This is a genomic window from Burkholderia sp. Ac-20384, from assembly GCF_017104605.1.
In the GTDB taxonomy this organism is placed as follows: Bacteria; Pseudomonadota; Gammaproteobacteria; order Burkholderiales; family Burkholderiaceae; genus Burkholderia; species Burkholderia lata.
Genome location: NZ_JAAGPE010000317.1, coordinates 1 through 9,913, shown reverse-complemented (window position 1 = coordinate 9,913; position 9,913 = coordinate 1). Strand labels below are relative to the sequence as shown.

Below are 9,913 nucleotides of genomic sequence, written 5' to 3'. Positions count from 1 at the left end.
TGGCAGGCCGGGCTTTGCCCGGCCGCGCGTCACGCGTGCTGGTCGCGCCCGCCCAGGTAGTCGAGCTTGCCGAGTTCGACGCCGCTGTGGCGCAGGATGTCGTACGCGGTCGTCACATGGAAGAAGAAATTGGGCAGCACGAAATTCAGCAGGTACGACTGGCCGCTGAACTCGATCGGGCCGACGCGCATCTTCAGCACGATCTGGCGCGCCTCGCTGCCGTCGATCTGCGCGGCGTCGAAGCTTTTCAGGTAGTCGATCGTCTTCTGGATGCGTGCGTGCAGTTCGTCGAAGGTCTGCTCGACATCCGGGTAGCTCGGGATCTCGACATCGGCGAGGCGCGCGGCGCAACCCTTGGCCGTGTCGGTCGCGATGTAGACCTGGCGGACGAGCGGCAGCATGTCCGGGTACAGGCGGGCGCCGACGAACACCGACGGATCGATCTGCTTTTCGGCCGCATGCGCCTGCGCCTTGCCGAGGATGTGCTGCAGGTTGGTCAGGCCACGGATCAGCACGGGCAGCGAAGCCTGGTACATCGAGATGGACATGGGGACGACTCCTTGAGGAAGAGGGTGACCGGTACGCGGCACGCCGTGCGTTGCGGCGTTGAATCCGCTGTCGACGCATCTTAGCGCGGCGGCATGACCCGTGCGCGTCGTTGGCCATTCGGCCAGGAGTCGGGTGAATGATGGGCCGGTGGGTGCCACGCCGTCGCCCGATCGCACCGGAAACCGGGCCTCGCCGGCACCACGCAGGTATTCGACATGATCGAGAAGTGCGATGCGGACGGTGCCGAGCGTACGGCGCGCGAGCATGCGCGACAGTTGCTTGGGACGATTCTGGCGCGCGAGTGGGGAGTGCCTGATCGCCGGCAGAATGCCGATAATCGGCGGAAAACGGGTGATGAAAGGCGGTGGCCTTTCAGGTCCGTGCGTCGGGCCGTCAGCCGCGACTTCGGAGGCCGCTGGCACGAGGAGTCCTGATGCACGTCCCGCGATTATGTTGAGTGTTGCGGGAAACGTTTGTAGCACATCGGCAGGGGCTCGAATACCACCAGAAATGCCGTTGCGCTTTCATGTCAGTGCAAGTCGTTGTTGGATTGTTCCGAGAAGAGGCAAATAGTGATTACCTGATCGCGCCCGGGCTGGCCGCTTATCCGAAAATCTTCGCCCCGGTGAGAGTGGCGCCCGAGCCGACGTTGACTTGAAGCCTGAAGTCGTCCACCGGAGCAGAGCTGACCTCGTCATGCGGTTCAATATCGCCGAGTGGTACCGGCCGCTATCTACCTCCTGTAACTTTGCTGCCGCTACAATGGTCTGATTATATTTTTCGGTTGCTGCATTTTTTGTGAACTCCACCTTTTCAACTGGCACGGCTTGGCTCAATCGGACGTTGTTTCCTTGGTTCGATCCTTCAAATGCCACGCATACGATTATTCTTGGGGCCATCGGCTCCATCTTGGCTACTGTGGCTGTCGCGTTCAGCGTGCGCCTGATGTTTGGGGTCTGGCGTGTAGCTAAGGGCGTCGCTATCGATGAGAACCGAAAAAACAAAAGATATCTGCGAAAACTAGAACGACGCGGCCGACTTTTTCGATTTTGGCGGGAGGCCGGACCGGCGCAGCGAATCCATTACGTAGTAATCCGAGCGGTATCAGCGCTAGGCGCTGCGTGCACCGTCGTGGCATGCCAGTGCTTCCTCGCCTTCGGTTGGCTTAACCAGCAGGCACAGGAGGATGCTCCGAAAAATATCGTCTCACTGATTAACGTTGCGATGCATCCGGTTAAGGGGTATGGCGTAGCCGAGTTGATTGAGCAGAATTATGTTCCGGTTGCGATACTTGGGTGTATTGGGGCTGTATCAGCATTTGGGACCGCATTGAGCTTGGTTGCTGGCGTACTTTATTCTGTTCAGCTCGCTGAGATAGAGGACGGTGATGTTTTGTTGAAGGTGATCAATGCGATACGTGGTGAGTTGAGAATGGAATCTGTTGAGTGGGGGGATGATGTTTTTAGAATGAAGCGATCGCTCTTTTTTCCGTCGTGAAGGTGGAATGCCCGACGATAGTTGCCGAAGCAAGCTGAGCTAACGTAGCTATTCCCACGTGTGCTGCAATTGAGTAGGCATGGCGTCAGTGTTGCACGCCATGTCAGATTTTCAGGTATCGTCAGCGATTCCAGTGTGTAGAAGAGTCGGACTGAGCAATCGAATCATTTCAACGACTTTGGGATATCCTGCGTCGAAGTGAGCATCCGCTCCGCATGCCGCGCAATCATGTTGACTTCGAGAGTGACCATGTCACCGGCCTTTATATACCGCAGCATCGTGACCTCGACCGTATGCGGAATCAGGTTGATCGAGGATTCGCAGCCGTCCGCACAATAGTCGACCGTGATCGATCCCTTGTACGTGAGATAGCGGCCGAGCTCCCGCGGCGCGACGATGCGCAGTTCGTTCGTGCGACTCGCCGACCGGCGCGAAGCGCGACACGGTGCCGAGGCCATCCACATGACCCGCCACGATGTGCCCGCCGAGGCGGTCGTGCGCGCGCAACGCCTTGTCGAAGTTCACTTCGCCGGGTTCCGCGAGGCCGACCGTGCAGTTCAGGCTTTCGGGTGACACGTCGACTCGAATGACGCGTCGGTCTTTTCGACCATCGTCATGCACGCGCCCGGGATCGCAATGCTGTCGCCTGGCGCCCCATCCGTGAGGTCGAGGCCGCCGGCCAGCACGGTGGGGCCTATGCCGGCATCGGCCGACGGCCGCGACAATGCCGGTAAACATCGTGACGCTCCCGTTCAGTGAGCGGCGTCGGGCGGCGCGAAGCGCGCGAGGATTCGCAGATCGTCGCCGACCCGCTCGAACCCGTGGAACGACAACCGCGTACGTGCGTCGAGGTTCGCCGGAGCCGCGAGGTCGAACATGCCGGCCGCATCGGCGCCCAGCAGGCTCGGTGCGAGGTAGACGAGCAATTCGTCGACGCACTGCTCGCGCAGCAGCGAGCCGTTCAGCTTGTGGCCCGCCTCGACGTGCAGCTCGTTGACGCCGCGCGCGCCGAGCGCCGCCAGCATCGCGGGCAGGTCGACCTTGCCTTGCGCATTCGCGATCGGCACGATTTCCGCGCCACGGGCCTTCAGCACGTTCGCACGTAATTCACTGGCGGCGTCGAGCCGGCCGCAGAAGATCAGCAGCGGCGCGCCTTCGAGCAGCCGCGCATCGAGCGGCAGGTCGAGGCGGCTGTCCACCAGGATGCGCTGCGGCTGGCGCGGCGTGTCGATGCCGCGCACGGTCAGCAGCGGATTGTCTTCGCGCACGGTGCCGATGCCGGTGAGGATCGCGCAGGCGCGCGCACGCCACGCATGCCCGTCGAGGCGCGCGGCCTCGCCCGTGATCCACTGGCTTTCCCCGGACGGCAACGCGGTGCGGCCGTCGAGCGACGCGGCGGTCTTCATCCGCACCCACGGGCGGCCGCGCGTCATCCGCGACACGAAGCCGATGTTCAGCTCACCGGCTTCATGCGCGAGCAGCCCGCAGCGCACGTCGATGCCCGCGTCGCGCAGCATCCCGAGGCCGCGCCCCGACACCTGCGGGTTCGGGTCTTCCATCGCGGCGACGACCTTCGCGACGCGCGCGTCGATCAGCGCGTTCGCGCACGGCGGTGTGCGGCCGAAATGGCTGCACGGCTCGAGCGTCACGTAGACGGTCGAACCGGCAACGTCGTAGCCGCGTGCACGCGCGTCCTTCAGCGCCTGCACTTCCGCGTGATCCTGGCCGGCCGGCTGCGTGAAGCCTTCGCCGATCACGTCGCCGTCCTTGACGATCACGCAGCCGACACGCGGGTTCGGCGCCGTCGTATACATGCCGCGCGCGGCGAGCGTCAGCGCGCGCTGCATGTGGGCGAAATCGATATCCGAGAACATGCGCGCGGACCCGGGTCAGGCAGCGAGTGCCGCGAATGCGCGGCGTGCGGCCGCGAGCGTCGCGTCGATCACCGCGTCGTCGTGCGTGCTCGACACGAAGCCGGCCTCGTACGCGGACGGTGCGAAGTACACGCCTTCGTCGAGCATCAGGTGGAAGAAGCGGTTGAAGCGCTCGGTATCGCTCTTCGTCACTTCGGCGAAGCTGGTCGGCACGCGTTCGGCGAAGTAGAGGCCGAACATCGCGCCGATCGAGTCGGCCGCGAACGGTACGCCGGCCGCACGCGCTTCGGCCGCGAGGCCGTCGGCGAGCCGCTTCGTCTGCGCGGTGAGCGCGTCGTAGAAGCCGGGTGCCTGGATCAGTTGCAGCGTCTTCAGGCCCGCGGCGACCGCGATCGGGTTGCCCGACAGCGTGCCGGCCTGGTAGACGCCGCCGAGCGGCGCGAGGTGGGCCATGATGTCGCGGCGGCCGCCGAACGCGGCAGCCGGCATCCCGCCGCCGATCACCTTGCCGAGGCAGGTGAGGTCGGCCGTGATCCCGTAATGTTGCTGTGCGCCGCCGAGCGCGACGCGGAACCCGCACATCACTTCGTCGAAGATCAGCACGGCGCCGTGCTTCGTGCACAGCGCGCGCAGCGCGTTCAGGAATTCCGGCGTGCCGCGCACGAGGTTCATGTTGCCCGCGACCGGCTCGACGATCACGGCGGCGATCTCGTCGCCGAACGCGCCGAACGCTTCTTCGAGCGCGGCGACGTTGTTGTATTCGAGGACGGTCGTGTGCTTCGCGATGTCGGCGGGCACGCCGGCCGACGTCGGGTTGCCGAACGTCAGCAGGCCCGAGCCGGCTTTCACGAGCAGGCTGTCCGCGTGGCCGTGGTAGCAGCCCTCGAACTTGACGATGCGGCTGCGGCCCGTGAAGCCGCGCGCGAGACGCAGCGCGCTCATCGTGGCCTCGGTGCCGCTCGACACCATCCGCACCTGCTCGATCGACGGCACGAGCTTGCAGATTTCTTCAGCGATCTCGATCTCGGCTTCGGTCGGCGCACCGAACGAGAAGCCGTCGGCGAGCACGTTCTGCACGGCCGACAGCACTTCCGGATGGACGTGGCCGACGATCATCGGGCCCCACGAGCCGATGTAGTCGATGTACTGCTTGCCGTCGGCATCCCAGAAATACGGGCCTTGCGCGCGCGCGACGAAGCGCGGCGTGCCGCCGACCGAACGGAATGCGCGCACCGGCGAGTTGACGCCGCCGGGAATGGTCTTCTGGGCGCGTTCGAAGAGGATCTGATTGTTGGACATGAGCGAAACCTGCGAGAGAGGGGCGCGGGGGCCTGTGCACGGGCCGCGGCGCCTGGGCGGAACGATCGTCCGATTGTACCGGAGACGCGCGCGGCGAGCCCGCGGCGCGGTCTGCGGCGTATCGGCGCGCGAGGGATCATCACGCGAGCCTGGAAGGAAGAGCGGGCGATTCGGCCCCGTTATCGATCCGGCAAGGGCGGCGGCTTGCGCTTGCCGGTCAGTTCGGCCCAGCGCTTCTCGAGCGGACCTTCGACCATCGGCTTGATCACCGTGCCGGAGCTCTGCGCATCCCAGGTCTGCACCGAGTACGGATGGACGCGCAACGCGTCGCGCGCGATCACGACGTCCTGGTGCGCATCGACCAGCCAGTCGTATACGAAGTCGATGCATAGCCGGTAGCCGCGCTTCGTCGCCGGATCGGGCACCTCGTACGGCGCGCGCGTCACGTAGCCGGAGCCGAACACGCCCTTGGGCGCCTTCGCGACGCGATGCAGGAACACGCGGTCGCCCGGCAGGATGCCGCGCGCGAAGCCGCAGCCCCACACGTCATGCACGGCCTCGCCGGCCTTCACGCGCGCGGCGACGTCGGGCAGTTCGGGCCACGGCCATTTCTTGGGGCTCCAGATCAACAGGAAAGCGGTCATCGGTTCGGTCGGGCGTCGTATTGGTCAGACAAGAGGGGCGAGGAGCTGCAAGCTTAATCGAATCCGCGCGCACGATCCCGCGTGGCGGGCGCGACGCCGGTACTGTTCGGCCCGTCGCGCACTCACGCCGCCAGCACGTAAAAAAGTTGCGCGTACAATCATGGGCCTGGGCGCACCGTTCGCGGCGCGGCCTCCCGTCTTCACCGCCACGCGCGCCCCGATGCGCGCGGGCTCCATTCCGGATACCCATGTCTCACGTCATCCGACGCCGGCCCGATGCCCGGCTGATCCTGTTGCTCGGCGCGCTTGCCGCCTGCGGGCCGATCGCTACCGACATGTACCTGCCGAGCCTGCCGTCGATTGCCGACGGCTTCTCCGTCAGCCCCGGCGCCGCGCAGCGCACGCTGACGAGCTTCATGGCCGGCTTCTCGGTCGGCATGCTGCTGTACGGCCCGCTGTCCGACACGTGGGGCCGACGCCCCGTGCTGCTCGGCGGCATCGCGCTGTTCACGCTCGCGAGCATCGGCTGCTTCGTGTCGACTTCGATCGACATGCTGATCATCGTGCGCTTCCTGCAGGCACTTGGCGCCGGCGCGGCGTCGGTGCTGTCGCGAGCGATCGCGCGCGACGCGCACGAGCCGACCGACGCGGCGAAGGTGCTGTCGATGGTCGCGATCGTCACTGCGGTGGGGCCGTTGCTCGCGCCGCTGATCGGCGGGCAGATCCTGCGCTTCTCCGGTTGGCGCGGCGTGTTCGTCGTGCTGGCCGTGTTCGGCGCGGTGTGCGCCGCGACCGCGTACCTGCGCGTGCCCGAAACCTGGCCGAAGGAGCGGCGCAAGAGCGCGGCCGTGCTCGCGTCGTTCGCGTCGTACGGGCGCATCCTGTCCGATCCCGTCGCCTGGGGCCACATGCTGTGCGGCGGGATGGCATTTGCGTCGATGTTCTCGTACATCACCGCCACCCCGTTCGTGTACATCGAGTATTTCCACGTGTCGCCGCAGCACTACGGGCTGCTGTTCGGCCTGAACGTCGTCGGCATCATGATCGGCAACTTCGCGAACACGCGGCTCGTCGGCCGCATCGGTTCGCTGCGCATCATAGCGGCCGCGTCGCTCGTGAGCTGCATCGCATCGCTCGCGGTCGCGCTCGTCGCGCTGACGGGGTGGGGCGGGCTGTGGTCGATCGTCGTGTGCCTGTTCTTCGTCGTCGGCGTGGTCGGGATCCTGTCCGCGAACTGCACGACCGACCTCATGCATCGCTATCCGCACAACGCGGGCGCGTCGGCGGCCGTGTTCGGCGCGATGCAGCTGGCGCTCGGCGCGCTCGCGAGCGTCGCGATCGGCGCACTCGCGGACGGCACGCCGTTCGCGATGGGCGTGACGATCGGCATCTCGGGCGTGCTGTGTTTCGCCGGCCGCTACCTCGTGCTGCGCTGGCACGGGCGGCCCGTCAAAGCGGGCGCCTGAACCACGGCCTGACGGCAAAATGAAAAACGCCACCGCGCGCGCTGCGCCGGTGGCGTTTTTGTTTGGTACACGGGAAACGGCCGCCGCCGCACCGCGTCAATCCCGCGCGACGTCCTTCGCCGCCGGCGATGCACCGTGGCTCAGCCAGTCGAGCACGTCGGCCGTTTCGTCGTCGCTCGCACGCGCCTTCGCCTGCGCGACGGCCTCGGGCAGTTCGCCGTTCGTCGATGCACGACGGATCGCGACGCCGACCGCGAGGATGTCGATCATCAGCAGGTGCAGGATCCGCGAGATCATCGACAGCTGCGACTCGCGCATCTCGATGTGGTCGGTTTCGAGCGCGACGGTCGCGCGCTTCGCGAGCGGCGTGTTGCTCGACGTGATCGCGATCACCTTCGCGCCGGCCTGCATCGCGACGTCGAGCACGCGCAGCAGCTCGGGCGCGCGCCCCGACTTCGACACCGCGACGATCACGTCGCCCTTGCCGAGCAGCGCGGCCGATGCGGCCTGCATGTACAGGTCGCCGTACGCGATCGTCGGGATCCCGAAGCGGAAGAACTTGTAATGCGCGTCCTGCGCGACGATGTTCGAGTTGCCGAGCCCGTAGAACTCGATGCGCCGCGCGCCGTTCAGGATCTCGATCGCGTTCTCGACGTGCTCGAAATTCAGGTGCTCGCGCAACTGCAGGATCGCGGACACCGTGTTGTCGAGCACCTTCGCGCCGAAGTCGGTGGCCGTGTCGCCGAGATGCACCTGGCTGTGGCTCATCGGGATCGTGCCGGTGAGGCCGGTGGCGAGCTTCAGCTTGAAGTCGGACAGCCCCTGGCAGCCGAGCGAGCGGCAGAAGCGGATCACGGTCGGCTGGCTCACGTCGGCCTTGCGTGCGATGTCGACGATCGGATCGTTGATGATCGAGCGCGGGTGGTTCAGCGCGAGATCGGCGACGCGGCGCTCGGCTGGCGTCAGTGCGTCGCGCATCTGGCGGATCCGTTCGAACACGGCCGACGACGCACCGCCCGAGCGGTTCGACAGCTGCTCCGCGAGGATCGCCGATACGCCGAGGAACGCCGGGTATTCGGCGGTGATCAGGTAGGTCGGGATGTTCTCGAGGTAGTGCGTGAAGCGGCCCTTTGCCTCGAAGCGCGCGCGGAACGACGAGCGCGTGAACAGTTCGCCGAGCTTCAGCGCGACACCGCCGCCGATGTACACGCCGCCGAGCGCGCCGAGCGTCAGCGCGACGCTGCCCGCGAACGCGCCGAGAATCCCGCAGAAGCATTCGACCGTCTCGAGCGCGAGTGCGTCGCCCGCATGCGCGCGTTCGACGATCTCGACCGTGTCGACGGTCGCGGCCACGCGCTTCTTGTCGCGCGCGGCGAGCGCACGATAGATGATTTCCATGCCGGGGCCCGCGCACACGCGTTCGAACGACACGTGCGGAAACTTCTTGCGCGCGTACTGCAGCACCAGGTCCTCGCGCTCGTCCTGCGGCGCGAACGATGCATGGCCGCCTTCGCTGCCGAGCGCGATCCAGCGGTCGTCGGCCGGAATCAGCCCCGATACGCCGAGCCCGGTGCCGGGCCCGAGCAGCCCGATCACGCTGTTCTGGCGGCGCGCGCCGCCGCCGATCTGCACGCGCTGCGCGTCGGTCAGGCCCGGCAGCGCCATCGCGAGCGCGGTGAAATCGTTGACGACGAGCAGCGTGTCGAAGCCGAGCGCACGGCGCGTCGCCTCGATCGAGAAGCTCCAGTCGTGGTTGGTCATCGTGACCTGGTCGCCGTCGACCGGATTGGCGATCGCGATCGCCGCGTGGTTCACGCGGGTGATCTTCACGTCCTTCAGGTATTTGCGGATCGCGTCGGTGAGCGTCGGATAGTCGGCGCCGGGATACACGCGGATCTGCGTGATGTCGCCCGGGCCGGTTTCCAGCGCGAAGCGCGCGTTGGTGCCGCCGACGTCCGCGAGCAGGCGCGGGCCGTCGGCATGCTGGCCTGCGACGGCCGCCTTACTTTGCGCACCAGTAGACATCGAGCTGGGTCCCCTTGTCGTTGGCCAGTTGGGAAATCGCGTTCTTCTGCAACGCTGCGGCTGCGGCGTCGAGCACCGCGCGCTTCGCGTTGCCCGCGATCAGCAGGAACAGCCGGTCGACGCGCTTGAGCGCATCGAGCGAGAAGCTCACGCGCGCATGCGGCGCGACGCCGGGATGGACGGCGACGAAACGCTCGGGCGTCGCGATCGCGTGATCCCATTCGGGCGCATCGGCGAAGATCGACGCGGTATGGCCGTCCTCGCCCATGCCGAGCACGGCGACGGTCGGCACGCGGTAGTCGGCGTTCGCGTTCAGCGCGGCGACGTGCGCGTCGAGCGCGGCGCGCGTATCGACGAGCGGCAGGAAGCGGGCGGGAGCGGCCGCATGCTGCAGCAGCGTGTCGCGCACGAGGTGCGCGTTGCTGGCTGCATCGTCCTCCGGCACCCAGCGGTCGTCGACCAGCGTCACGTCGACGCCGGCCCAGTCGAGCGCCGTGTGCGACAGCGTTTGCAGGAACGGGCGCGGGCTCGTGCCGCCCGACACCGCGAGCGCCGGGCA

Annotated in this window: 8 protein-coding genes and 1 pseudogene; 2 read left to right on the top strand and 7 right to left on the bottom strand. The window is 66.6% G+C overall.

Annotation, left to right across the window (positions count from 1 at the left end):
- Nucleotides 1–29: 29 nt before the first annotated feature.
- Nucleotides 30–548, bottom strand: a complete 519-nt coding sequence (locus tag G3O00_RS35505) for a DUF1993 domain-containing protein (protein ID WP_174931145.1) — start codon at nt 546–548, stop codon at nt 30–32.
- A 799-nt stretch (nt 549–1,347) separates the two neighbouring features.
- Here G3O00_RS35505 and G3O00_RS35500 point away from each other — a divergent pair.
- Nucleotides 1,348–2,046 carry a hypothetical protein gene (locus G3O00_RS35500; RefSeq protein WP_206145775.1) on the top strand — a complete coding sequence of 233 codons (699 nt, stop codon included), beginning with the start codon at nt 1,348–1,350 and terminating at the stop codon, nt 2,044–2,046.
- Between the two features lie 164 nt (nt 2,047–2,210).
- Here the strand turns inward: G3O00_RS35500 and G3O00_RS35495 are convergent.
- The 4 genes and pseudogenes from G3O00_RS35495 to G3O00_RS35480 all read right to left on the bottom strand — a co-directional run bounded on the left by G3O00_RS35495 (nt 2,211) and on the right by G3O00_RS35480 (nt 5,863).
- Nucleotides 2,211–2,784, bottom strand: a pseudogene (locus G3O00_RS35495) (riboflavin synthase).
- A 14-nt stretch (nt 2,785–2,798) separates the two neighbouring features.
- Nucleotides 2,799–3,920: a bifunctional diaminohydroxyphosphoribosylaminopyrimidine deaminase/5-amino-6-(5-phosphoribosylamino)uracil reductase RibD gene (ribD, locus tag G3O00_RS35490; protein ID WP_174931148.1), complete on the bottom strand. Its 1,122-nt coding sequence runs from the start codon at nt 3,918–3,920 to the stop codon at nt 2,799–2,801.
- Between the two features lie 15 nt (nt 3,921–3,935).
- Nucleotides 3,936–5,219 carry a glutamate-1-semialdehyde 2,1-aminomutase gene (gene hemL, locus G3O00_RS35485; RefSeq protein ID WP_174931149.1) on the bottom strand — a complete coding sequence of 428 codons (1,284 nt, stop codon included), beginning with the start codon at nt 5,217–5,219 and terminating at the stop codon, nt 3,936–3,938.
- A 179-nt stretch (nt 5,220–5,398) separates the two neighbouring features.
- Entirely contained in the window at nt 5,399–5,863 is a 465-nt protein-coding gene (locus tag G3O00_RS35480) for a hypothetical protein (protein ID WP_059605357.1), read from the bottom strand.
- Nucleotides 5,864–6,111: 248 nt separating this feature from the next.
- On the opposite strand from G3O00_RS35480, the gene G3O00_RS35475 reads away from it, so the two are divergent.
- Nucleotides 6,112–7,329, top strand: coding sequence for a Bcr/CflA family multidrug efflux MFS transporter (locus G3O00_RS35475; RefSeq protein WP_011351245.1), 1,218 nt, complete (start codon nt 6,112–6,114; stop codon nt 7,327–7,329).
- A gap of 96 nt (nt 7,330–7,425) precedes the next feature.
- On the opposite strand, the gene G3O00_RS35470 is transcribed toward G3O00_RS35475, so the two are convergent.
- Together G3O00_RS35470 and pgl are read right to left on the bottom strand one after the other, a co-directional pair.
- Complete coding sequence (locus tag G3O00_RS35470) at nt 7,426–9,354, bottom strand: bifunctional transcriptional regulator/glucokinase (RefSeq protein ID WP_011351246.1); 1,929 nt, start codon at nt 9,352–9,354, stop codon at nt 7,426–7,428.
- On the bottom strand, nt 9,332–9,913 hold a 582-nt coding region (pgl, locus tag G3O00_RS35465), incomplete at its 5' end, for a 6-phosphogluconolactonase (protein WP_206145774.1). The genes pgl and G3O00_RS35470, both read right to left, overlap by 23 nt.

Coding starts and splice junctions, on each gene's coding strand:
- ribD (WP_174931148.1), bottom strand. CDS start 3,920: ATGTTCTCGGATATCGATTTCGCCCACATGCAGCGCGCGCTGACGCTC.
- G3O00_RS35470 (WP_011351246.1), bottom strand. CDS start 9,354: ATGTCTACTGGTGCGCAAAGTAAGGCGGCCGTCGCAGGCCAGCATGCC.
- G3O00_RS35475 (WP_011351245.1), top strand. CDS start 6,112: ATGTCTCACGTCATCCGACGCCGGCCCGATGCCCGGCTGATCCTGTTG.
- hemL (WP_174931149.1), bottom strand. CDS start 5,219: ATGTCCAACAATCAGATCCTCTTCGAACGCGCCCAGAAGACCATTCCC.
- G3O00_RS35505 (WP_174931145.1), bottom strand. CDS start 548: ATGTCCATCTCGATGTACCAGGCTTCGCTGCCCGTGCTGATCCGTGGC.
- G3O00_RS35480 (WP_059605357.1), bottom strand. CDS start 5,863: ATGACCGCTTTCCTGTTGATCTGGAGCCCCAAGAAATGGCCGTGGCCC.